The 22,819-nt window shown below is 61.9% G+C and carries 19 protein-coding genes and 1 tRNA gene; 14 read left to right on the plus strand and 6 right to left on the minus strand.

What is annotated here, in order from left to right:
• The 13 genes from Q0367_RS04840 to Q0367_RS04900 form a co-directional block, all read left to right on the plus strand.
• On the plus strand, nt 1-196 hold a 196-nt coding region (locus Q0367_RS04840), incomplete at its 5' end, for a hypothetical protein (RefSeq protein WP_298981123.1).
• 22 nt (nt 197-218) lie between these two features.
• Nucleotides 219-1,247, plus strand: a complete 1,029-nt coding sequence (locus tag Q0367_RS04845; RefSeq protein ID WP_297641167.1) for a polysaccharide deacetylase family protein — start codon at nt 219-221, stop codon at nt 1,245-1,247.
• 215 nt (nt 1,248-1,462) lie between these two features.
• Nucleotides 1,463-2,176 (plus strand): gamma-glutamyl-gamma-aminobutyrate hydrolase family protein, encoded by a 714-nt coding sequence (locus Q0367_RS04850; RefSeq protein ID WP_297641168.1) that lies wholly within the window; start codon nt 1,463-1,465, stop codon nt 2,174-2,176.
• 113 nt (nt 2,177-2,289) lie between these two features.
• Nucleotides 2,290-2,363, plus strand: a tRNA-Val gene (locus Q0367_RS04855).
• A gap of 209 nt (nt 2,364-2,572) precedes the next feature.
• Complete coding sequence (gene selA, locus Q0367_RS04860; RefSeq protein WP_298981124.1) at nt 2,573-3,973, plus strand: L-seryl-tRNA(Sec) selenium transferase; 1,401 nt, start codon at nt 2,573-2,575, stop codon at nt 3,971-3,973.
• A gap of 110 nt (nt 3,974-4,083) precedes the next feature.
• A complete protein-coding gene (locus tag Q0367_RS04865; RefSeq protein WP_297641171.1) occupies nt 4,084-4,911 on the plus strand; it encodes an isopentenyl phosphate kinase in 828 nt (275 codons plus the stop codon).
• Between the two features lie 70 nt (nt 4,912-4,981).
• On the plus strand, nt 4,982-6,334 hold the full coding sequence (rseP, locus tag Q0367_RS04870) for an RIP metalloprotease RseP (RefSeq protein WP_297641173.1): 1,353 nt from the start codon (nt 4,982-4,984) through the stop codon (nt 6,332-6,334).
• Between the two features lie 65 nt (nt 6,335-6,399).
• Nucleotides 6,400-8,163: a LysM peptidoglycan-binding domain-containing protein gene (locus tag Q0367_RS04875; protein WP_297641175.1), complete on the plus strand. Its 1,764-nt coding sequence runs from the start codon at nt 6,400-6,402 to the stop codon at nt 8,161-8,163.
• A 17-nt stretch (nt 8,164-8,180) separates the two neighbouring features.
• A complete protein-coding gene (locus Q0367_RS04880; RefSeq protein WP_297641179.1) occupies nt 8,181-9,428 on the plus strand; it encodes a HEAT repeat domain-containing protein in 1,248 nt (415 codons plus the stop codon).
• Between the two features lie 58 nt (nt 9,429-9,486).
• A complete protein-coding gene (locus Q0367_RS04885) occupies nt 9,487-9,843 on the plus strand; it encodes a hypothetical protein (RefSeq protein WP_297641180.1) in 357 nt (118 codons plus the stop codon).
• A gap of 9 nt (nt 9,844-9,852) precedes the next feature.
• The gene (locus tag Q0367_RS04890; protein WP_298981125.1) at nt 9,853-10,764 is read left to right on the plus strand and encodes an AEC family transporter; all 912 of its coding nucleotides are present in this window, start codon (nt 9,853-9,855) and stop codon (nt 10,762-10,764) included.
• Between the two features lie 19 nt (nt 10,765-10,783).
• Nucleotides 10,784-11,719 (plus strand): diacylglycerol kinase family protein, encoded by a 936-nt coding sequence (locus Q0367_RS04895; RefSeq protein WP_297641182.1) that lies wholly within the window; start codon nt 10,784-10,786, stop codon nt 11,717-11,719.
• Between the two features lie 87 nt (nt 11,720-11,806).
• Complete coding sequence (locus Q0367_RS04900; RefSeq protein ID WP_297641183.1) at nt 11,807-12,037, plus strand: hypothetical protein; 231 nt, start codon at nt 11,807-11,809, stop codon at nt 12,035-12,037.
• A 14-nt stretch (nt 12,038-12,051) separates the two neighbouring features.
• Here Q0367_RS04900 and Q0367_RS04905 read toward each other — a convergent pair whose 3' ends face one another.
• The 6 genes from Q0367_RS04905 to bcp all read right to left on the minus strand — a co-directional run bounded on the left by Q0367_RS04905 (nt 12,052) and on the right by bcp (nt 20,830).
• On the minus strand, nt 12,052-13,698 hold the full coding sequence (locus Q0367_RS04905) for an ABC transporter permease (protein ID WP_298981126.1): 1,647 nt from the start codon (nt 13,696-13,698) through the stop codon (nt 12,052-12,054).
• 90 nt (nt 13,699-13,788) lie between these two features.
• On the minus strand, nt 13,789-14,595 hold the full coding sequence (locus Q0367_RS04910) for a phosphonate ABC transporter ATP-binding protein (RefSeq protein WP_297640074.1): 807 nt from the start codon (nt 14,593-14,595) through the stop codon (nt 13,789-13,791).
• On the minus strand, nt 14,595-15,521 hold the full coding sequence (locus tag Q0367_RS04915) for a putative selenate ABC transporter substrate-binding protein (RefSeq protein WP_297640075.1): 927 nt from the start codon (nt 15,519-15,521) through the stop codon (nt 14,595-14,597). Before Q0367_RS04915 ends, Q0367_RS04910 begins: the two co-directional genes overlap by 1 nt.
• A gap of 470 nt (nt 15,522-15,991) precedes the next feature.
• The gene (locus Q0367_RS04920) at nt 15,992-19,054 is read right to left on the minus strand and encodes a molybdopterin cofactor-binding domain-containing protein (protein ID WP_298981127.1); all 3,063 of its coding nucleotides are present in this window, start codon (nt 19,052-19,054) and stop codon (nt 15,992-15,994) included.
• 86 nt (nt 19,055-19,140) lie between these two features.
• On the minus strand, nt 19,141-20,046 hold the full coding sequence (locus Q0367_RS04925; protein WP_297640077.1) for a xanthine dehydrogenase family protein subunit M: 906 nt from the start codon (nt 20,044-20,046) through the stop codon (nt 19,141-19,143).
• A gap of 319 nt (nt 20,047-20,365) precedes the next feature.
• On the minus strand, nt 20,366-20,830 hold the full coding sequence (gene bcp, locus Q0367_RS04930) for a thioredoxin-dependent thiol peroxidase (RefSeq protein WP_297640078.1): 465 nt from the start codon (nt 20,828-20,830) through the stop codon (nt 20,366-20,368).
• Between the two features lie 99 nt (nt 20,831-20,929).
• Here bcp and Q0367_RS04935 point away from each other — a divergent pair, with 99 nt between their 5' ends.
• Nucleotides 20,930-22,807, plus strand: coding sequence for a S8 family serine peptidase (locus Q0367_RS04935; RefSeq protein ID WP_298981128.1), 1,878 nt, complete (start codon nt 20,930-20,932; stop codon nt 22,805-22,807).
• Nucleotides 22,808-22,819 lie beyond the last annotated feature (12 nt).

Here is a 22,819-nt window from a genome sequence, read left to right on the forward strand (position 1 = left end):
TCCATCAAAATTTTTTCCAAAAGAAACACGGATTGGCGATAAACGTTGCGTTTTGAAGGCAAAGTTCGCGGCGAATAACAACTCATCTCTCAAGGAATCCTGTCAAAAAAGGCGAATAAAACAAACGCGCGCCGATATTCCCGACAGAACGCGAAGCACTTTTGAGAAAGCCTGTTGGAAGTTGATCGTAGCTTGAAAGCCATGCTATGATGCGCGCTATGGTGCGTTCGACCCTGTGGTTTGTGTGTTATTGGGGCGCAATTGTCTGGCTGGCGCTTAGCCTTACAGGATGCAGCGGCAACGAGGCGCTGGCCAGCCCACAGCAGGGAATGACCGTCCCTGCGGCCAGGACGTCGCCTGTTGCAACGCCTTTTGCGACGTCCACGCCCCTCGTCTCAGCCGGGGCCGCCGAGCCGGCTTCTGTCGGTGAAACGCCGATGGCGTCGGCCACCGCTTCGCCGACGCCGCTCTCCCTGCTTGCATTGCTGCCGACGCCGACCCCGACGCCTGAACCCACGCAGCTTCCTGTCTACGCGCCGACGCCCGACGGCGTGGCGCGCACGATGCGCGTGCCGATCCTGATGTATCACTACCTCAGCGAGCCGCCCCCTGACGCCGACGTCTACCGCCGCGATCTTTCGGTGTCGCCGGCGCAATTCGCCGAACATCTCGACCGCATGTTGGCCGAAGGCTACACCACCGTCAGCCTCTATGCAGTGGTCGACGCCCTGCAGCGAGGGGCGCCCTTACCCGACAAGCCGGTGGTGATCACCTTTGACGATGGCTATCGGGACAATTACGAAAACGCCTTTCCCCTCCTGCGGGAGCGCGGCATGGTGGCCACGATCTTCGTCATCACCGACTTCATGGATGAACAACGCCCGGCCTATCTGACCTGGGACATGGCGCGGGAGATGCTGGCGGCGGGGATTTCGATCGAGTCCCATGGTCGCAACCACGTCAGCCTGGCGGGAAAAGATGATGACTATCTGGTCTGGCAGGCGCTGGGGAGCCTGGAGACAATCGAATACGAACTGGGGGTGCGTCCGCGCTTCATTTCCTATCCGGCCGGCGAATATGACCAACGCACGATCGATATTTTCCAAAGCGCCCACTATTGGGCCGGCGTGACGACCCGACAGGGGGCTACGCTGGACAATCAGCGGCTCTTTGAGCTTCCACGCGTGCGCGTGCGCAACACGACAACGGCGGATGAGCTGATGCGCCTGCTTTCCCTGGATTGGTGATGCAAGCGGTGTGCTGGAGGCTGCGACTATGAGCTGCAGCTACGAGGATTTGCTTTGGATGTGCTCGGCGTCCTGCAGCCGTTTGGGGAGCCTGCGGCTACGAGGATCGCAGATGATTTTGTGAAAAGCCATGAAGCTTCCTGAAAGCGGGCATGAAACGATCGCCTGGCTCCAAGGTGCATAAAAAAGATGAGTTACCGTGAAGAAGGCATCCGATGGTCAAAATTGGCGTGACTCTTCATCCTTCTGATTCGCCCGATCGCGAGGAGCTAGACCGGCTGGCGGCGCAGATCGTGGAAGGCGTGCAGCTGGCCGGCGGCGAGGCGATTTTGATCCCTCCCAATTTAGACGAGGCGACGTTGCGCCTTCGTTTTTCAGAGCTCGACGGGTTGCTTTTGTCCGGCGGCGGCGACGTCGATCCAAGGCTGTATGGGGAGGCGCCGACGGCGGTGGTCAGCGGCGTGGACGCGAATCGCGACCGCACCGAGATGACGTTGGCGCGTTGGGCGCTGGCCGAGGGGAAGCCGCTCTTCGGCATCTGCCGCGGCTTGCAACTCCTCAACGTGGCGTGCGGTGGTTCGCTCTATCAAGACGTGAGTCAGCACGAACGGGCGTTGAAGCACGCCTACTATCCCGACTTTCCCCATGACCACCTCGCCCATCCGGTGACGGTTGCGGACGACAGCCGCCTTGCCTCCATCCTCGGCGCGGCGCGCGTTCAGGTCAACAGCTTGCATCATCAGGCGTGCCGCGTCGTAGCTCCTGGCGTCAGGGCGGTCGCCTGGGCGCCGGATGGCATCGTGGAGGCGCTTGAAGTTGAAGGACATCCCTTCGCCGTGGCGGTGCAATGGCATCCAGAGGCGCTCTTGCAGCGAGCGGAATCGCGCGCGCTCTTTGCGGCACTGGTTGAAGCCGGCGCCCGTCGCTAAGAATGGGTGCGTTAGAGTCGCTTCGCCCTTTTTGCACCGAGGCGCGCATCGAAATGTTGCGTGCGTTCTGGACAAGCGGCGCCAGGATGCAGTATCATTGAAGACAAAAAGGAGGGCGAATAGCTCAGTTGGTCAGAGCGCCTCGCTTACACCGAGGAGGTCAGGGGTTCGAGTCCCTTTTCGCCCACTGGATTGAGATGCAACGCCGTTGCTGATAAAAAGCGTCGCAGGAGAATAAACTTGCGACGCTTTTTATTGGGACCCAATTCCCGCAGTTAGCCTTCTATGAATGGGCTTTGTCGATGCAAACCGCAGCCCCGACAGCCGCCGAATGTGACTTTTTCACCGATCCTGCGCCCATTTTCCGTTGCAGAAAGGGAGTATAATCGGTATGCTATGACGACGATGCATGTTTCAAACTTGAACCGTCAGGCGGAATATCGCAAACTGCCCGCTGTGGACGCGCTCCTACGGTCGCCCGAGCTGACCTTGCTCGCCGCGGAGGTGGGCGTCGAGGCGGTGACTGAGGCTGCACGCGCAGCCCTGGCGGAAGCGCGGCGCAGGATCGCCGCAGGAGGAAGCGCCCCCTCTCCTGAAGCCTGGGTGCATTTGGTGCAAATGCACATGGAGCGGCTCGACGCCCCCTCGCTCCGTCCGGTCATCAATGCGACGGGCGTCATCATCCACACGAACCTGGGACGCGCGCCGTTGTCTGCGGCGGCGCTGGAAGCCGTGCGCAACGTCAGCCTCGGTTACAGCACGCTGGAATATGATCTGGAGGCCGGCGCGCGCGGCAGTCGCCATGATCACGCCCGCCGGCTTTTGTGCGAACTGACCGGCGCCGAAGACGCCATGGTGGTCAACAACAACGCGGCGGCGGTCTATCTGCTGTTGAGCGCGCTGTGCGCCGGCCGCGAGGTGTTGATCAGCCGCAGCCAACTGGTGGAGATCGGCGGTGGGTTTCGCATCCCGGATGTGCTGCGCCAGAGCGGCGCGCGCCTGGTCGAGGTCGGCGCCACCAACCGCACGCATCTGCGCGACTTCGTCCTCGCCGTCACGGCGGAGAGCGCCGCCGTTTTGCGCGTGCACAGCAGCAACTTCAAACAGATCGGTTTCGTCGCCATGCCGACGCTGGCGGAGCTGGCCGACTTCGCCCACAGCCGCGGGCTGTTGCTGATCGATGATCTGGGCAGCGGCGCGCTGCTCGACACGACGCAGTATGGGTTGGCGCCGGAGCCGATGGTGCAGCGCAGCGTGGCGGAGGGTGCAGACCTGGTTGCATTCAGCGGCGACAAATTGCTCGGCGGGCCGCAGGCGGGCCTCATTGTAGGGCGGGCGAAATGGATCGACCAACTGCGGCGCCATCCGCTGGCGCGTGCACTGCGCGTGGACAAGATGACGCTGGCCGCGCTCGAAGCGACGTTGAGCGCCTATCGTCGCGGGCGGGCGGTGGAGGAGCTTCCCGTCTGGCGGATGATCGCCGCCTCGCCGGAGGAGCTTCGAGCGCGCGCCGAGGGCTGGCGGGCGCATCTGCTGAAACAAGGCGTAGCCGCCCAGCTCCAGCCCGGCGCCAGCGCCGTCGGCGGCGGCAGCTTGCCCGGCGAAACGTTGCCGACCGTGCTGTTGGCCGTCGAGCATCCTGATCCGGATGCGGCGGCGGCCCGCCTGCGCGGACAACCTACGCCGGTGATCGGCCGCATCCAGCGCGATCGTCTGCTCTTTGACCCGCGCACCGTGCTGCCTGAACAGGAAGAGACCCTGCTGACAGCGTTGACGGAAGTGCTCAAAGTAACATAGTAAGGAGCGCTGTTCAGTGGTGTTGCGTGTTGCGTTGTGCGCTGCGCAACACGCACCACGCAACACGCACCACGCAACCACGTGTATAGATCATCGAGGATCGACCGCAAATGTTGACTTTCTTGAAGCTCGGCGGCTCACTCATCACCGACAAACGCATCGCAGAGACGCCGCGGCTCGACGTCATCGAGCGGCTGGCGGCGGAAATTGCGGAGGCGCGTCGCGCCGATCCCTTGCTGCGATTGGTGATCGGGCATGGCTCGGGCAGCTTCGGCCATGTGTACGGCCGCAAATATGGCACGCGCGAGGGCGTGCATGACGCCGCCGGCTGGTATGGCTTTGCTGCCACAGGCGACGCAGCGGCGCGCCTCAATCGCATCGTCACGGCGGCGCTGCTTGCTGCGAAGATCCCCGCCTGGAGCATCCAGCCGGGCGCAGCGCTGCGGTGCGCCGATGGCCGCATCGTGCGAGGAATGGAGGAGACGGTGGCGCTGGCTCTGGCGCGCGGGTTGACGCCGGTCGTGTACGGTGATGTGGCGTTGGATGATGTGCGCGGCGGCACGATCGTCAGCACGGAGGAGATCTTCGACCATCTGATCGACGCCCTGCAGCCGCAGCGCGTGGTGCTGGCCGGCGAGGTGGACGGCATCTTCACCTGCGACCCGTTGCTCGATCCACAGGCGCAGCGCATTGCGGAGATCACGCCGGAAACGTTCGACGCCGTGGCCGATGGGTTGGGACGCAGCCATGGCGTGGACGTCACCGGCGGCATGCGCGCCAAGGTGCTGCACGCGCTGGCGATGGTCCAGCGTCACCCGACGTTAGAGATCATTGTCTGCAGCGGGATGGCGCCGGGCCGCGTAGGCGGCGCGCTGAGCGGACAGGAAGCCGGCACGCGCATCGCGATGCAGGTCAGAGGGCGCAGGGTTTCAACATAGGAGCCCGGTGGCGCTATAATGAAGTGCATTTTGCAGAGCGGGCGATTCTCGCCCCTCAAAGGATGAGCATATGTTCGATCTAATACTGACAATTTTCTCTTTCATCGTAGTGCTGGGTGTGCTCGTCTTCTTTCATGAACTCGGGCATTACCTGGTGGCGCGTCGCAACGGCATCGTCGTCGAAGAGTTTGGCCTTGGCTTTCCCCCGCGTGCAGTCAAACTGTTTCGCTATGACGGCACCGACTTCACGCTGAACTGGTTGCCCTTCGGCGGCTTTGCGCGCATGAAGGGCGAGGACGCCGGCGACATGACGCCCGGCTCGTTCAATGCAGCCAGCCGCGGCGCGCGGGCGGCGACGCTCCTGGCCGGGCCTGCCATGAATTTTCTGCTCGCCGTGGTGCTCTTCGCCGCCAGCGTGATGAGCGGGGCGCCCGTCCCAACTGGCGCGCCCAGGCTGGATGCCGTCAGCCCGGCTGCGGCGGCGCTCGGCCTGCAGCCAGGCGACATTGTGCTGGACTACGACGGCGTCGCCATCCGCGTTCCCCTGTTTGACGAGGGCGCGCTCCATGTCATGAGCCAGGGACCTACGGAGAACACCAAACAGTTGCAAGTGTGGCGCAACGGCGCACCGGTGCGTTTGAGTGCAAATTCGTTGAATGAAGTCTGGAACGCGGTGCGCAGCAGTCAATATACGCCGGTCTTGATGACGCAGATCACCGGCGTGGCCGCAGACAGCCCGGCGCAGCGCGTTGGCCTGCAACCCGGCGATCTGGTGTACGCCGTCGATGGCGTCGAGGTGACCTTCGAGAAGCCGCTCAACCAGCTGGTCAGCGAGCGGCTTGGACAGGAAATTGTGCTCACGATCGTGCGCAACGGCGAATGGATGAACATTGCAGTCACCCCGCGCGTGGAGCCGCCCCCGGGGCAGGGAGCACTGGGTGTGCAGATCAGCACGGTGAATCGCATGGCTAATATGGAGCTCCTTCCTGCGCTGTGGGATGGCGTGGTCAATACGGCCTCCTATGCCATGCTGGTGTTGCAGTTGCCGGTGTTGCTGATCGAAGGGCGCATCTCTCCGGAAGATGCTCAGGTGAGCGGGCCGGTCGGCATCGCCCAGATGGTGGGCGGCGCCATGTCCGCCACGATCGACACCGGCTTCTGGTTCCCGATCTTGCGACTTTCCGCCGTGCTGAGCGCAGCTTTAGCGATCACCAATTTGTTGCCGTTGCCTGCGCTGGATGGCGGACGACTGCTGTTTATCCTGGTCGAGGCGATTCGAGGAAAAAGAATCAGCCCGGAGCGGGAAGGCTTGATCCATATGATCGGCTTCGCCTTGCTGCTCGGATTGATGTTGCTCATTACGGTGCGTGACCTCAGTTCGACGCCGCAGACGATCGACTGGGCCAGATTGATGGGGCAATAGATTTTCAGAAGCGAGACGCTCCCTTTCCAAATATCATAAAATCAAGATAAATTGAATGAGCGCCTATGCAAGCACAAACACCGAACCCGGACAAACCCCGTGTTCCGGTGAGTAGCCACCCTGCAGGCGATTTGCGGTCGGCGGCCACGAGGCTCTGCCCCACCTGCAACTCGTCCGTAAGCATTCATGCGTCGGTTTGTCCGGTCTGCGGCGATGCATTGCCCTCTCGCACCAAACAGGTGCGCTGTCGACGTTGCGGCAAAAAAGCGTCGTCGGCGCTGGTGATCTGCCCTCACTGCGGTCGCGAGCTGCACCCGGCGCCGCCGCGTCTACTCACCTGGGGAGCGCCGCTGGCCTTGGTCGCCCTCTTCGGTGCAGCGTTTTTGGTTCAACTTGGAAGCGCCAGCCCGGCGCATTGGGCGCTGCGTCAAGTGGATCGCGCCGTCGCCTTCGTCGCCGCCATCGGCGATCAGCTGCAGCCTGATCTGACGATTACGCTGGGAGCGTCGGCGGAGGGCGAGGAAGACGGGCTGCTCAGTCAACCCCAGGTTGCCACACTTTCCGATGCCTCCGCGCAGCCTGAGGAAGACGTCGCAGCGCAAGGGGACGCCGAAAACACCCAATCCATGACAACGAGCGCCGAGGACGCTGCGCCCGAAGGCGAGGCGGCGGCCGCAGCGGAGGCAGAGTCGCCCCCTGTCGAGGAGCAAGCGCCGCCGGAGACGCCCACCGAGGCGCCCACGGCCACGCCTACGAATGAACCGACAGCGACGCCCACGTCTACATCGGAGCCCACGTCCACACCTACGCCGCAGTCAACGCCTGGGGCGGCGTCCGCCAATCCGACATCGATTGGGCAGACGACGCCGAGCGCCACCCTGACGGTGACGCCCACCCTAGGCGCCGGAGGCGAGCCTACATCGCAACCGCTCGTCGCCAGCAGCGCCGCGGCAACGACACCCACGGCCACCGGCGCACCGGCTTTGACGCTGTTGTTGCCGACGCCGACACCGCCTGCGCCGACGCCGACGCCCAGAATTCACATCATCCGCGCCGGCGACACGCTCTTTGAAATTGCGATGGCCAACGGCGTTTCGCTGTCGGCGCTCCTGGCGGCGAATGGATTGACCGAGAACGACGTGTACACGATCCAACCCGGCGACGAGATTATCATTCCCGACCCCAATGCGCCGGTCGAAATCGCGGCCACCCCGACGCCGATCCAGGGGAACTTCACGTACACGGTTCAGCCAGGCGACACCCTGATGGCGATCGGCATGCGCTTTGGCGTCAACCTGCAGCGCATCTTAGACGCCAACAATCTGACGCTGGCGCAGGCCAGAACGCTGCGACCTGGTCAGCAGCTGATCATTCCCGGGGACGCTCCCTCTGCCTCGCCGACGCCAACATCAACGCCGACCCTCGTCGTCGCGCCTTCGCCCACGCCTGCTCCGGCGGTGAGCGCTTTCCGTCTGGATGCCCCCACGCTGCGCGCGCCGGAAAATCAAGTCTCCGTCAAGTGCGGCGCAAGCGAGCAGCTGGTGTGGAATCCTGTCCCCTCCATCCAGTCCGCCGATCTATATGTGGTTCATCTTGGTTATGTGAACGGACGCGACGCCGGCGGAGCGGAGCAGATCATTTGGGTGATTCAACAACAGCGCCCTTCCAACGTGACATTATGGCGACTTGATGATACGCTATGTGGTCTGGCGCCTCTTGAATTTGGCCGCCAGTGGCGCTGGTACGTGCAGGTGGTGGCGAGAGGGGCCGACGGCGCCCTGACGCCGGTGAGTCCGCCGAGCGAGATGTGGGGCTTCACCTGGCAGTAGTTCAACATGAAGGATCTATGAAAAACAACAACCAACGTCCGCTGAATTTTGACGACGACTTTAACAACGGTTTTGACGGCGCTTCGTTCGATTCCGATGCAGAAGACCGCTTTGAGATGGAAGGGGACGACGAATCGGCGTTGAACGAGCTCTTCCAGGCGGACAGCGAAGGATACCATGTGCGCTCGCTCAACGAGCTCATGGATGATTACCTGATGATGGAGGTGCCGGAGCGCGCCCCCGTTCCATCGTGGTCGCTGGAAAAATTGTTGCAACAGCTCATTGTCGCCCCTGAAGAAGTCTCCTTCAACGAGTACTTCGCCCTGTCCGACTTGACGCGCGCGCAGGCGGAGACAGTTCGACAGCTCTGGCCTTCCATCGACGCAGCCAGTCGGCGTCGCATCGTCGACCTGCTCACGCGCAGCGCAGAGGAGTTCCTGGACGTCGACTTGAGCGTTTTTCTTCTCAGCATCCTCGACGATCCCGACGCCAGCATTCGACAGATGGCGCTCGAAACGCTGGACGCCAATGAGCCAACGCCGGAAATGCTAGGGCCGATCATCTATCGACTTCAGCATGACAGCGTCGATGAGGTGCGCGCAGCGGCGGCCGCCGCGCTGGGCCACTATGTGCTGGCCGGCGAACTGGATGAACTGGACGCCGCCCTGGCGATGCGCGCCGAGGACGCCCTCGTCGCCGTGCTGACGGACCCAACCGAGCCGCTTATCGTGCAGTGTAGAGCGCTGGAAAGCATCGCTTATTCCGGCGAGGTGGCGGTGCGTCAGTTCATTGAAGACGCCTATTATTCGCCTTTTGAAGAGCTGCGCGTGAGCGCGCTCACGGCGATGGGGCGCAGCGCCGACATTCGTTGGCGGCGCATGGTGCGGGCCGAATTGCGCAACCCCTCGCCGGCGATGCGCGCGGAAGCCGCCCTCGCCTGCGGAGAGCTTGAGGCGAAAGCCGCCCTCTCTGACCTGCTTGAATTGCTTTCGGATAGCGAGCGCTCGGTGCGTCTCGCTGCGATTTTTGCTTTGGGACGACTGGGCGGGAAACAGGCGCGGCGCGCGTTGGAGGAGTTCGCAGCCGGCGAGGGCGAGGAAGCGCAGGCCGCCGAAATGGCGCTGGAGGAAATGCTCTTTTACGCCGGCGCAGAGGCGATGGCGATCCCTCTTTTCGATGAAGAAGAAGAGGAAGACTTTGACGAGATCGACCCATGGGAGGCCTGGGAGGACGACGAGGATGAAGACCTCGGCGAATATGAATAAGCGAATCCGAATCCTTGAACCAGGTTGACCTCAACGATTGTACTGGCGGCGAGTCCCGGTGAATCTCAAACTCAAACGTCTGGTGCGCACCCAGTCTTCCGAAGAATACGCGCTCTTTGACCTTGACCAAGCCACCGCCGACGGCGCGCCGATGACGATCGGCAAACTCGACCTGCACTACACCGGTGAGGGCGTCTACGGCACGATTTTGCTTTGGGACGACGCCTCGCGTCAACTGAAACCTTCACAACGTTCGGCTTTCATTCACGCATTGCTGGAAGAGATCACGCAACCGATGGGCATTCCCAACGAATATGTCGTCGAATTTTTCACCCCCACGCTGGAAAACTATCAGGTCTTCCACAATGTCGGCGCCGAAGAAGAAGCCGAAGCCTCCGCTCAACGCCGCCTTTAACTTCGACCGATGACGCTGCTCGCAAATCTGGCGTCCGTCTTCGCCAGCACGGTTTTGCCCGTCTTTTTGGTCGCCGGCGCCGGCTATGCGCTGGCGCGCTTCATGTCGTTGGAAGGGCGCACGCTGGGGCGCGTCGTGTTCTATCTGGCGTCGCCGGCGCTCGTCTTTCGCAGTTTGTACAATATGGATATCAGCACGACGGCACTGATGCAGGTGCTGATGCTGGTGTTAGGCGTCTACCTGGTTACAGGCTTCGCCGGCTGGGTTGCCGGCCTGGACCAGGAGCGCCAACGGCGGTCGGCGTTGACCATTGCCAGCGCCATCAGCAACAACGGCAACATGGGGCTGCCGATCACTCTCTTCGCCCTTGGCCAGGCCGGGCTGACGATTGCGACCATTTATTACGCCATCAGCGCGCTATTGACCAACACGCTCGGGGTCTTCATCGCTTCTTCCGGCTCGGCGCCGCTGGGCAAGGCGCTTCGCCAGAGCCTGCACGCCCCTGTGGTGTACGCCTCTCTTCTGGGCGTCATTTTGAATCGTCTGGCCGCCCCGATCCCGGAGCCGCTTTATCGAGCGCTTGATTTGACGGCGGGCGCCGCTATTCCCATAATGTTGGTGTTGCTCGGCGTGCAACTGCGCGCGACGCCGATCAACCGCGAGCAACGCGTGATCTGGCGGAGCATGGCGATTCGGCTGGGCCTTTCGCCGCTGGCAGCCTTGGCGCTTTGCGCCCTCCTTGGCATCGACGGTCTGGAGCGTCAGGTGATGATTTTACAGGCGTCGATGCCGACGGCTGTGGTCGCCACGGTGCTGGCTACAGAGTTTGTCGCCGCCCCGCATCTGGTCGCCGCCGCCGTGCTTTTCAGCACGCTGGCAAGCATGGCGACCATTTCACTGGTATTGGTGTGGATCGCCTGAACACAAAACGGAGACGCCTATGCAGAAACGCTTAATTCAAATCATCGCCAATCCTGGCGCAGGGCAAGAGGGGCTGAACCTGAAAACCGTGCACGCCGTCTTCTCGGAGTATTCGGCGGAATGGGACATCCGCATCACCAAACAGGCGGGCGATGCAGAGCGTCTGACCAGAGAGGCAATCAAGGCAGGCGTCGATGTGGTGGCGATCTACGGCGGCGATGGCAGCGTCGCTGAAGCGGCTGCGGCGCTCGCAGGCGCTTCGACCCAAACCTGTCTCGCCATTCTGCCCGGCGGCACCGCCAACGTGATGTCGATTGAGCTGGGCATCCCCTCTGCGCTGGAGGACGCTTTACGCGTGGCGGCGGATCCTTCCAGTGCGATACGCGTCATCGACGTGGGTGCAGCGAACGAGCGCATCTTCGTTTTGCGCGTGAGCATGGGGCTGGAAGCAGAAATGGTGGCGGGCGCCGACCGCGAGGCCAAGGATCGCTACGGCGTCTTCGCCTATCTGTGGTCTGCGGCGCGCAACGCAATGGCGCCTCAAACAGCTCGTTATCGGCTCCTTCTGGACGGCAAGGAAGAGGCGCTTGAAGGCGTCACCTGCATCGTGGCTAACTCCGGCAATTTGGGCCGCAACGGGCTTTTCCTGGCTTCGGACATTGCGGTGGATGACGGGTTTCTCGATGTAATCGTGATTGAGCAGGCCGGCTTCAAAACGCTGCTGGATGTGGCCGGCTCCGTGTTGAACGCAGGGCAGCCCTCATCGGATCGAGAAGAGGCAAGGGCTATGGAAGAGGGGCCGCCATCGGCGATGCATCGCTGGCGCGTCAAATCTGTAGAAATTATCAGCGATCCTCCCCAACGCATCCAAAGCGACGGCGAGCTGTTGGAGGCTGGGCCACTGCGCTGCAATATTCTTCCCGGTGCGCTGCGTGTGCTGACGCCGGCGCTGTAAAGTGGTGCGTGTTGCGTGTTTCGTGGCATAACACCCCACACGCATCACGCAACACGCATCACGCAACCCCTTTGCTATAATCTACCCATGGCAGACAAACGACGCGCGTTCGATCCGGTGCGGTTTCTCCGCACGACGGAGGGCCAGCTGGTCATCGGCTTTTTTGTGATTTTGTACGTCGTCGGCGGCGCGTTGATCTGGCGTTTCTATGGCCCAGGCGGCGCCATCGCCGGCTGGTTGTGCATGACCGGCGGCGCGCTCTTTTTCTTGCTGCTGTATGGCATTGTTGCTCTCATAGGCTGGTGGGCCAATCGATGATGCATTTTTTATCTTTAACGGAGCAAGCGGCGGACTGTTGCACTAAGAAGGTCGACCAGAATTGTCAGCGCCAGATAGCAGATCAACGTCGCCGTCACCCCGCGATAGTCGAAGTTGCTGAGCTGTTCGGTCAGGAGCCTTCCTAACCCGCCGGCACCGACTAACCCGACGACCACCGTCTCGCGGATGGTCACCTCCCAACGATAGAGAATGTAAGCGACATAGTCCGGCAGCGTGCTGGGCAAAGCTGCGTATAGAAACACATGTGGACCTGGGGCGCCTTGGGCCTTGAGCGCGCGCAGAGGACGTTCATCAAGATTCTCAACCGCTTCCGCCATCAAGCGTCCTAAGATGCCCATGGTGTAGACTCCGAGTGCAAGCGCCCCTGGCAGGAGTCCCGGAAAGAGCACAAAGAGAAGCACTAATGCCCAAATGGGAGGCGGGATCGAGCGGGCGATCAACAACATTGCGCGGGTCAGAAGCAGCATTCCTCCACTGAAAAGTCGCCAACCCCATAGCGCATCCGCAGGAAGTAGAATGCCACCCGGCGCTAAGAAATTACGCGCAGCTAGAAACGAAAGCACAACGCCGGTGACCCCGGCAAATGTCATTGCCAGAATCGACATCGCCAGCGTCTGGAGAGAAAGGCGGAGCAGAACAGAACCCTGCTCCATAAAGTCGGGCGGGAAGGAATTGCCGGCCACCACCACTAGCCGCTCGATTGTATGAGGAGCCAGCAACTGACCGGGATTGGGCCGCACATACCAGAGGGAAAAAACCAGGAGCGCAATAGCCGCCGTCAGAGAGGCTCGCACAACGATGTCCTGTCGCGGCGCGTGCTGTGGTTGTCGGGCGACGTGCGTCATGTGTAGCTCGATTCGTCCGACCGCCCCAAGCCGCCGGCGCAGTAGACCGCTCCAGTAATCTGTGGCGCCGTTGAGTGCAAAAAGCGCGTACAGCAGCGTCCACATCTGCTCATAGCGCAGAGACTGCAGGCTTAGCAACAGCTCGTAACCCAGGCCGCCGGCGCCGATCAATCCCAGAATCGTCGATGAGCGAATCGAACATTCTAGGCGATAGAAGGTGTAGGACAAGACATTGGGAAAGGCGAGTGGAAAGAGACCGTAAAGCATTGCTTTTGCCGGCGAAGCGCCGCCATGTAAAAGCGCTTCCATCGGCCGTCGCGGCGTCTCATCAAGAATTTCTGAAAATACTTTAGCCGTGATGGCGCCAAAAGGAATGGCAATGGCCAGGATGGCTGTCAGCGGCGTCAACCCTAGGATATTCACAAAAAATAGCCCCCAAATGACTTCATGGATGGCGCGCGGGATGGCAAAGACGCTCCGCGCCATTAGCCAAGGGGCGTGATGATCTTCTTTCTCCCTCCTCGACGTACGCAGCGCCTTCCACCAGACCTCGGACATCAGCACGCCGCCGAGAAGTCCCAGCAACGTGCTCAGCGCCACCCCGCAAACAGCATACCCTAAGGTAATCAAAGCCGCATTAAACGTCAGCATTAAAAATTCCTGACTCAAGTCAGGGCGCACGCTGGAGTGCAAAAAACGCAACAATAGCGGCCAGCCGCCTGGGTTGACAATCTCTCGGCCGAAGACACTGGCCTGCCCCAACGACCATGCAATCGCCAGCAAAAGCAGCAGCAACCACAGAGACCGTCCATTGAGTAGTGCTGGACGGGCAGGTAGGGCCGTTGAATTCGGACGCCGAATCTCGCTCACCTGCGCCATAGCGAGTTACTCCTTTGCGATCCGATACAGCGTCCGCACCATGTCCGGAGTAACTTCCGCAGGCGGCGCGTCGAACAAGACGCCCCCCTCGCGCAGACCGATGATGCGATGACAATGGGTGTAGGCGTATTCGATGGTGTGGAGGCTGACCACCAGCGTTTTTCTCATTTTCTCACTGAGCCGGAAGAGCAGGTCCATGATTTCGCGTCCACGCTCTGGGTCGAGGTTGGAGATCGGTTCATCGGCAAGGATGGCCACCGGGTCCTGGACAAGCACGCGCGCCAGCGCCACGCGCTGCTGTTGCCCTCCGGACAACTGATCGGTGCGCGCATACAGCTTCTCCAAGATACCCACCTGCGCCAGCGCCTGAGCGGCGCGTTCAACTTCCTGGGGCCATATCAACGACCAGGCTGCCTTGAGGAAAGACCAGCGTCCCAACGCACCGGCATTGACATTGTGAATAACACGCAGATTGTCCACCAGGTGAAATTGTTGATAGACCACGCCGATCTGACGTTGAACCTGACGCAACGCCCTGGGCGACAGTTGTGCAAGGTCAAAGCCAAGCGCCCGCACCACTCCTGCGCTGGGGCGAAGGCTGCCGTTGAGCAGGTTGAGCAAGGTGCTTTTACCGGCGCCGCTAGGGCCGACCAGCGCCACCCGCTCTCCAGGCCCGATGCGAAGGTTGATATTGCGCAGGGCAATCAAGTCGCCAAAACAATGGCTGACGTTGATCAACTCAAAGACAGGCGGTGCATCGGCGAAAGGGGTTGCGTCCGCCGATGCACCGTGCAGCGATTGAACGTCTTCCATTATTTGATCTTGCCAATCTCGCGAGCCACTGCTTCGATCTGCGCATAATTGGCGCTCTCGGTGGGAATGAAACGCTCGGCGCCGAAAAGGTCGAGAATCTCCTTGTGTTCCGGCACGTTTGCATCGAGCTTCAAGAAAGCGTCTCGCACTCGCCCGATGAAGCCTTCGCCAAAGCGCTCCTCCACGTCCTTGCGAATCACCCAGTGATAGTCGTAGTAAGCCGGCGTGCGCCAGAGTACGATCACCTTTTCTGTGTCCACTTCGCCGGAAGCGACGCGGCTGTTCCACACCTGTTCATTTAATGCGCCAGCCTCGTAGGCGCCCGCTTCCACCAACTTGATGGTGGCGTCGTGGGAGCCGGAAAAGCCCAGTTCACCTTTGAAATCTTCTAACTTGACGCCTGCCAGACTCAAAAAATATTGAGGCATCAAGCGCCCAGAAGTGGAGGATTCGCTGCCGAAGGTGAACGTATGGCCCTTGAGTTGCGTCAAACCGCTGATGTCCTCAAAGGGGGTTAAGCCGCTGGCGACATTGGCGATAAAGACGCTGTGAAAGTTGGCGTCGATGTCGCGCTGGACAATCGCTTCTGCGCCCGGCGTCTGAAGACGCGCCTGCACGCCGGTCAGCCCGCCGAACCAGACCATGTCGAGATCACCGATGCTAAACGCCGTCACCGAGGCAGTGTAATCGGTCACCGGTTTGTACACGACCGGAACGCCTAACTCTGCGGAGAGATAGTCTGCGAGTTTGCCATACAACCTTTGGAGTTTTTCCGGGTCCTGATCCGGAATGGCGCCGATCGTAAAGGGACGAACGGCGCTCTCTGCGCCTGTTGGCCTCGGTATAGGCGCACAACCAGAGGAGAGCAAAGCGAAAACGATTATTAAAATCTGCAAGGCAACGCAGTGTCGGTTGAAGATAGACATTGACGACTCCTATTCTGGGTTGAGCTGTTTTGATGCAGCAAAATATGCTTCACCTCAGAGGCGGAGTCACAGGCGAGCCGGCAATTTGTTGCAGGCGGATAAAAGCAGCGAGGAGCAATGAGGGGGCTTCTCAGGGATGGCAGGTGAATAGGTCCATTTGGCCTGCGCAGACGATAAAGTGATAAACGTCAGACGTGTTTCACCCTCCTCTCCTTGTCCCCGTATTGTAGGGCTGCACTGTGTTCTGAGGTGAGCGTCCGCTGCACATGCTCGATTTGTTCGCAAGTGGATACAACACGTGCATCTTCGATGGTTTTCAGACAAATCGGCTGTGTCGCATTTGCTCACCTCCTTTCTGAAAAGGATAGGAAACAGGGTGAATCTATATGACGAGACCTTATCGCTTCCGTAACGAACTTAGCGGAATTACCCAAATCTCTGTGTAATCCGCCCCCCAAACGATAAGTGTATCAGCGTATAGGCGGATCGCCCCATCTCCGGTCGAGTTCTCGCTCGCCGCGTTTCATGGCCAACAACAGGGCGTCTTGATCCACCGGCAAGGCCAGACAGCGCACGCCGACCGCATTGTAGATGGCGTTGGTGATGGCCGGGCTGATCGGGATCGAGCTGATCTCGCCGACGCCCTTGGCGCCGTAAGGCCCCTCCGCCGTAGGGTCTTCGACAATGAAGTTGCACATCTGTGGCGTGTGTTTGATGCCCGGCATCTTGTACTGGCCAAGATGCTGCGTCCAGGGCACGCCATTTTCCACAATGTAGTGCTCCGTGAGCGCGTTGCCGATGCCCATGACGATGCCGCCCTCGATCTGACCGAGCAGGCTGAGCGGATTGATAGCGCGTCCGACGTCGTGCGCCGAGACGACGCGCTCCACCGCCACTTCGCCGGTCGTTGTGTCTACGCTCACCAACGCCGCATGCACGGCGTAGGAGAAGGCGAAATGCATGTCGCCGCCGGCGCCCAGCGGTTGGGTCTTCGGCGCCCAATATTCGTAGCGCAGCTTAGGCGACCGCCCCTCCTCGATGAGCAGTTTGACGGCCTCGGCGAAAGAAATCGAGCGAGATCGAGAGATGGCGGGCGTGCGACTTCGCAGCGGGTGCTGAGAGCCGTTCTGCGCCCCTTGCGTTTCGCCGCGCACGGCGGCCAACCGCGCCTCGTCTACGTAGGCCAGCCCTTCATGGAAAGCGATGACCTCCGGTGGAACGTCGAACTTCTCGGCGACGACGCCCTGCAGACGCTCGCGCATGGCGCGCGCCGCAAGCCGCGCGGCGTTGCCGCTGAGATAGGTCTGTCGACTGGCGGTGGTGGGGCCGCCGTCGGGCGTCAGGTCGGTGTCCATCACCAGCACACTGACGTTGCGGATGGGCAGGCCCAGCTCCTCGGCGGTGCATGCGGCCAGCACGCCGATCAAGTTCTGTCCCATCTCGGCGCTGCTCGTGCGGATTTCGGCGCGGCCGTTCGGGAAGACCTCGATCTCCGCCTCGGATTTGTCCGGCGCGCCGCCGCCCAGCCCGGTGTTCTTGTACCCGGCGGCGACGCCCCACGCGTAAACTTTGTCGCCGATGCGCAGCGGAGCAAAAAGGTTGGAGGAGGGACGCCCGGAGAGCGATGCACCGTCCTGCTCTCCCGTTCTCCCACTCTCCTGCTCTCTCTCTCGCCACCACTCTCGAATCGCCGTCTCCACCTTCTCCAAGCAGGTCAACAGCCCGACGCTTTCGCGCAACACCTGACCGGTGGCGGTCACCGCGCCAACGCGCATGGCGTTTTTGCGGCGAAACTCGATCGGGTCCATGCCCAGCGCCTCGGCGACGATGTCCATGTTGCTCTCAACGGCGAAGGCCGACTGCGTGACGCCAAAGCCGCGGAAGGCGCCGCACGGTGCGTTATTGGTGTACATGGCGTAACAGTCGATTTTGGCGCTGCCTACGACGTAGGGGCCGGTGGCGTGCGTGGTGGCGCGCGTCATCACCTTCTCGCCCAGGCTAGCGTAGGCGCCGCTGTCGCCATACAGCTCCGCCTCGACTGCCGTGATCGTTCCGTCCCGTTTGGCGCCGGTCTTGATGCGAATGATGGTCGGATGGCGCTTGGGGTGGAAGCGCAGACTCTCCTCGCGCGTGTATAGGATTTTGACCGGCCGCCCCGTCACCTGGGCGGCGAGGGCGGCGTGAATCTGTCCGGCGATGTCCTCTTTGCCGCCAAAACCGCCGCCCATCACCGTGCCTTTGATGCGCACGGCTTCTTTGGGCAGCCCCAGGCAACGCGCCACCTGGTCGCGGTCGGCGTAAGGAATCTGGCTGCCCACGTAGACGGTCAACTTGTCGTGATAGCCGAAGCGTGGATCGCTCCAGCCGGCGGGCACGCCGATCGAGCATTCCGGCTCCAGGAAGGCGTGCTCTGTCATCGGCGTGCGATAGGTGCGCTCCACGATCACGTCGGCGGCTGCAAAGCCGGCTTCGACGTCGCCGTGGCGCACTTTGATGTGTTTGAGCAGATTGCCGTCCGGTCGGTCGGGGTGGAGCACCGGCGCGTCCGGACGTCTCGCCGTCACCGGGTCGGTGACCGCCGGCAACACTTCGTATTCGACCCGAATCCGTTTGAGCGCATCGTGCGCCAGCTCGTCTGTCTCGGCGACGACCAGCGCAATCGGGTCGCCCACGTAGCGCGCCGGATAGTCGCCGCCGGCGAAGACCGGCCAGTCCGCCTCGACGAGGCCGTGGCGCAATGCGCCGGGCACATCTTTCTGCGTCAACACACACCAGACGCCGGGCAACGCCTCGGCGGCCGAGGCGTCAATGCTAAGGATGCGCGCATGGGGGTGTTCGCTGCGCAACGTGGCGCCATAGAGCATCCCTTCAAACCAGTAATCGTCGGCGTAGAGCGCCCGCCCCGTCACCTTGTCGATGGCGTCGGGTCGGGGCAACGGCTGCCCTACGTAGTGCAGCGGTTCGACGTGCTCGGGCAGCGACGGCTCCGGCATCTGGCCCGTGCGCATCTTCTCGGCGGCGGCCTTGACCGCGTTGATGATGGAGACGTAGCCTGTGCAGCGGCAGTAGGTGTCTTTGAGGCAGTGTTTGATTTCTGCGTCGCTGGGGTTGGGGTTGGCGTCGAGCAGCGTCTTCGCCTGCATGATGAAGCCGGGCGTGCAGAAGCCGCACTGGGTGGCGCCGTAACGGACGAAGGCTTCCTGCAGCGGATGAAGCGCTTCGAGTTCCGTTTCCTGGTCGCCGTTTTCATGCAGGTGGAGGTTGGCGCCGGAGGGCTGCTGCGTTCTCCATGCAGCCGCCAGCCCCTCGATGGTCAACACCTCTGCGCCTTGCGCCTTGAGGGCGGGGAAAATGCACGAATCGACGCTGCGGCCGTTGACAAGCACGGTGCAGGCGCCGCACTCCGCCTCGTTGCAGCCGATCTTGACGCCGGTCAACTTCAAGTCGTAGCGGAGCACTTCGGCAAGAAAACGGCCGGCGGGGACATCTAACGTGTGTTGCACGCCGTTCACGGTCATGGTGAGCATCGGCATGATGGCTCCTCCCTTCTGAACAACATATTGCGTGGTTCGTGTTCCCTGGTGTGTGACGCCAACACGAACCACGCAACACGAACCACTCAACCAAACGTCGAACGACTCTGCGCTCGTTCGATAGCCTTGGGGAGCACGCGGCGCAACAGCACCGCCACCATTTCATGACGGTATTCCTTCGAGGCGCGGTGCTTGCTCGTGCGCAGTTCGGCCTGTCGCTGGGCGGCGACAATGGCGGCTTCAATGGCCTCCTCGTCCAGGCGAGGGGCGGCCAACAGAATCGCCTCGCTCTCGGTGGCGCGGAAGGGAATCGGGCCGGCCGGACCGAGAGCGATGGTCACAGCGGTCGCCCGCTCGCCGTTTTCGTCTAACGTCACCTGCGCAGCGACGCCAAGGATGGGCAGCGCCACGCCCTGGGGGCGCATGATGCGGTCAAACGCGCTGCCGGTGCGCTCCGTCCGCATCGGAAAACGAAAGGCGCCGATCATCTGATTGATGGCGAGGCGATTTTTGCCCGGTCCGGCGAAGATCGAGAGCAGCGGCTGCCATGTGCACTCGACGGCGGAGCCGTTCCAGGTGCAGACCTGCACCTCGGCGTTGAGCGCCAGCAGGCCGATGGTGCCGTCGGCGGCGGGCAGCGCATGCGCCACATTGCCGCCGATGGTGGCGACGTTGCGCACCTGAGGGCCGCCGACCACGCTGCAGCTTTCCGCCAGCGCCGTCCCATAGCGGCGTATCAGCGGGCTGGCCTCGATGGCGGCGTGAGTGGTCGCTGCGCCGATGACGACCCAACCGTCCTGCTCGCAGATGGCGTCGAGGCCGCGAATGGTCGTCACGTCGATCAACGCCTGCGGCGTCGCATGATTGCCCTGCTGAACGTCTAGAATCAGATCGGTGCCGCCTGCAACGAGCTGCGCCGCCCCTCCGTACCGGCTGAGCAGCGCGAGCGCCTCGTCGATGGTCGCAGGGGTGTGATAGGCTTGCCAGCGCATGGTCTCAGCGCCTCCGAGAACCTTGCTGAAACGACAACGAAATCGGATTCCTTACAATGTGTGGAGCAGTATAACAAAAGAGGCCGTCACCTGTCCATCCCGGCGGAAAGGTTACGTTTGGGCCCCCTCACCCCCTGCCCCTCTCCCAAGGCTGGGAGAGGGGGAAGGAAGCCCTCACCCCCGGCCCCTCTCCCAAGGCTGGGAGAGGGGTGAAGGAAGCCCTCACCCCCGGCCCCTCTCCCAAGGCTGGGAGAGGGGGGAAGGAGGCGTCGTCGCTGCGGCTTGCAGCCGCAGGCCCCGGCAGATCGCCAAGCGCGTTCTAAGCGCCGAGTGCAGCGAGCGCTTTCTCTACGCTGTCTTCCGGCTTGACTTTGACTTGGGCGTCGACGATGCGGCCGTTTTCGTCGATGACGAAGTGGCTGCGCTCGACGCCCATGTATTTCTTTCCGTACATGCTTTTTTCCACCCACACTCCGTAGGCTTCCGCGATGGCGTGATCCTCATCGACGATCAAGGTGAAGGGCAGGTTGTATTTGGTTTTGAACTTGCGATGAGATTGGGCGCTGTCGGGGCTGACGCCGAGGACGACAGCGTTCTTCTCCTCGATGACCGGGTAGTGGTCGCGAAAGCCGCAGGCCTGGGTGGTGCAGCCCGGCGTGTCGTCTTTCGGATAAAAATAAAGGATGACCCGCTTGCCGCGGAAGTCGTGAAGCGAGACCGTCTCGCCGCTGTCGGTGACGGCGGTGAAGTCAGGCGCCATGTCGCCAATTTGTAAGCTGCTCATCGTTTTTTCTCCCTGAAAGATGTGATATGCTGGCGATCGCTGCAGCGAAATTGCAAATTCGCTTGTAAGTTTGAAGCTTTCTCGGTCAGCGTCAGCAACATGGCTCTCAATTCACAATCCTCGATGATCGTTGGACGCTCCAGAGCGTGGACGCTGTGGCTCTGGGGCGCGTTTGCGTTTGCACTTCTCCTGAGCGGATTCTCCGCAGTGCAGGCGCAAACTATCGATCCGGCGGCTTCTGACCGGGGCAAGATTGCTTCTGCGTTGGTGGAAGAGCTGCGCGCCTCTCCGGACGGCGCTTCTTTTTTGGTGATTTTGAACGAACAGATAGACCCTCAATCGGTGGTCGCCGCCGCAGGCGCCGAGGACATCGCGGCGAAACGCGCCGCTCTCTACGCGGCGCTGACGGAGCACGCCCGGCGCACACAGGCGCCACTGCGCGCCTGGCTCGACGCGCGAGGCGTTTCCTACACAGCCCACTACCTGGTCAATATGCTCGAAGTGCATGGCGATCTGAAACTCGCACAACAACTGGCGCAACGGCCTGAAGTGGGACGGCTGGTGCGCAATCCGCTGGTGCGCGGGTTCGAGGTCTTCGACGTGCAGCGACCGTCCTGGCTGAAGCGAGAGGCGTTGCCGGCTTTTTCCCCGTCGGCGACGAGCGCAAGCTTGCCCTGGGGGTTGGTGGACGCCAATGCAGATGACGTATGGGCGCTAGGGTTTCGCGGCCAGGGAATTGTGGTGGCCGGCCAGGACACAGGCGTCATGTGGGATCATCCAGCCTTACAGGGAGCTTATCGCGGCTGGAACCCGGCGACGATGACGGCTACGCATGCTTACAACTGGTTCGACGCCTGGGGGCGCGACCCCAATCTTGACCGCAACTGTCCTTCCGATCCTCAAATTCCTTGCGACGATGACCTGCGCACCAGCCACGGCACCCACACGCTAGGCACGGTGGTCGGCGACGCCACAGGCATGGGCGACGCAGTGATCGGCATGGCGCCGGACGCCCTTTGGATTGCGTGTCGCAACATGCGCAACGGTTTCGGCACGCCGGCCAGCTACACCGCCTGCTTCGAGTTCTTTCTGGCGCCCTTCCCGCAAGGCGGCGACCCCATGACCGACGGGCGGCCAGAGCTGGCGCCGCATGTGATCAACAACTCCTGGGGATGCCCGCCGCAGGAAGGTTGCGACGCCGACAGCTTGCGTCAGGTTGTGGAGACGATGCGGGCCGCCGGCATTTTCGTGGCGGCTTCTGCAGGCAATGAAGGGCCAGGCTGCTCCACAGTGAGAAACCCGATCGGCCTGCACGACGCCGTGACCAGCGTCGGCGCGCACGCGAGCAACGGCGCCGTTGCCTGGTTCAGCAGTCGCGGCCCTGTCACCGTTGACGGCAGCGGCCGGCTGAAGCCGGATCTCACGGCGCCGGGCGTCGGCGTGCGTTCGGCGGGGCGCCTTTCCAACGGTCAGCCGACGGTGAACCTCACCCTGAGTGGGACCAGCATGGCTGCGCCCCACGTCGCCGGCGCCGTAGCCTTGCTATGGTCGCTCGATCCGACCCTGATCGGCAAAGTCGAGGAGACCGAGCAGATTTTGCTTGACAGCGCCGTCCCTGTCCCATCAACCGAATGCACCGGCGCCGACATCCCTCAATCTCCTAATCCTGTCTACGGGCACGGTCGTCTAGACGTGCTGAAGGCGGCGCAGCTCGTGTTGGCGGATCGCGTGGCGATTGCGCTCGAAGCCTTCCCTTCGCGTGGAGGCGCGCTCAGCGGGGGAGGCGTCGTTGCGCCTGGCAGTTTGGTGACGGCGACCGCTACGGCGGCTCCCGGCTACACATTTGTCAACTGGACAGAGGGGGGCGTTGAAGTTTCCACCGAGCCTGTATATGCGTTCACCGCCACAGAGAATCGGAGACTGACGGCGAATTTCCGTCCTCCAACCCGTCTGTGGTTTCCCGTGATCTCCCGTTAGCGAGGTGCATTT

It is taken from the genome of uncultured Caldilinea sp., assembly GCF_937128415.1.
Taxonomy (GTDB): Bacteria; Chloroflexota; Anaerolineae; order Caldilineales; family Caldilineaceae; genus Caldilinea.

Bases quoted from the DNA above. Each gene is read 5' to 3' on its own strand.
- Q0367_RS04845 (WP_297641167.1), top strand. From the start codon at position 219: ATGGTGCGTTCGACCCTGTGGTTTGTGTGTTATTGGGGCGCAATTGTC.
- Q0367_RS04850 (WP_297641168.1), top strand. From the start codon at position 1,463: ATGGTCAAAATTGGCGTGACTCTTCATCCTTCTGATTCGCCCGATCGC.
- selA (WP_298981124.1), top strand. From the start codon at position 2,573: ATGACGACGATGCATGTTTCAAACTTGAACCGTCAGGCGGAATATCGC.
- Q0367_RS04865 (WP_297641171.1), top strand. From the start codon at position 4,084: ATGTTGACTTTCTTGAAGCTCGGCGGCTCACTCATCACCGACAAACGC.
- rseP (WP_297641173.1), top strand. From the start codon at position 4,982: ATGTTCGATCTAATACTGACAATTTTCTCTTTCATCGTAGTGCTGGGT.
- Q0367_RS04875 (WP_297641175.1), top strand. From the start codon at position 6,400: ATGCAAGCACAAACACCGAACCCGGACAAACCCCGTGTTCCGGTGAGT.
- Q0367_RS04880 (WP_297641179.1), top strand. From the start codon at position 8,181: ATGAAAAACAACAACCAACGTCCGCTGAATTTTGACGACGACTTTAAC.
- Q0367_RS04890 (WP_298981125.1), top strand. From the start codon at position 9,853: ATGACGCTGCTCGCAAATCTGGCGTCCGTCTTCGCCAGCACGGTTTTG.
- Q0367_RS04895 (WP_297641182.1), top strand. From the start codon at position 10,784: ATGCAGAAACGCTTAATTCAAATCATCGCCAATCCTGGCGCAGGGCAA.
- Q0367_RS04900 (WP_297641183.1), top strand. From the start codon at position 11,807: ATGGCAGACAAACGACGCGCGTTCGATCCGGTGCGGTTTCTCCGCACG.
- Q0367_RS04910 (WP_297640074.1), bottom strand. From the start codon at position 14,595: ATGGAAGACGTTCAATCGCTGCACGGTGCATCGGCGGACGCAACCCCT.
- Q0367_RS04915 (WP_297640075.1), bottom strand. From the start codon at position 15,521: ATGTCTATCTTCAACCGACACTGCGTTGCCTTGCAGATTTTAATAATC.
- Q0367_RS04920 (WP_298981127.1), bottom strand. From the start codon at position 19,054: ATGCCGATGCTCACCATGACCGTGAACGGCGTGCAACACACGTTAGAT.
- Q0367_RS04925 (WP_297640077.1), bottom strand. From the start codon at position 20,046: ATGCGCTGGCAAGCCTATCACACCCCTGCGACCATCGACGAGGCGCTC.
- bcp (WP_297640078.1), bottom strand. From the start codon at position 20,830: ATGAGCAGCTTACAAATTGGCGACATGGCGCCTGACTTCACCGCCGTC.
- Q0367_RS04935 (WP_298981128.1), top strand. From the start codon at position 20,930: ATGGCTCTCAATTCACAATCCTCGATGATCGTTGGACGCTCCAGAGCG.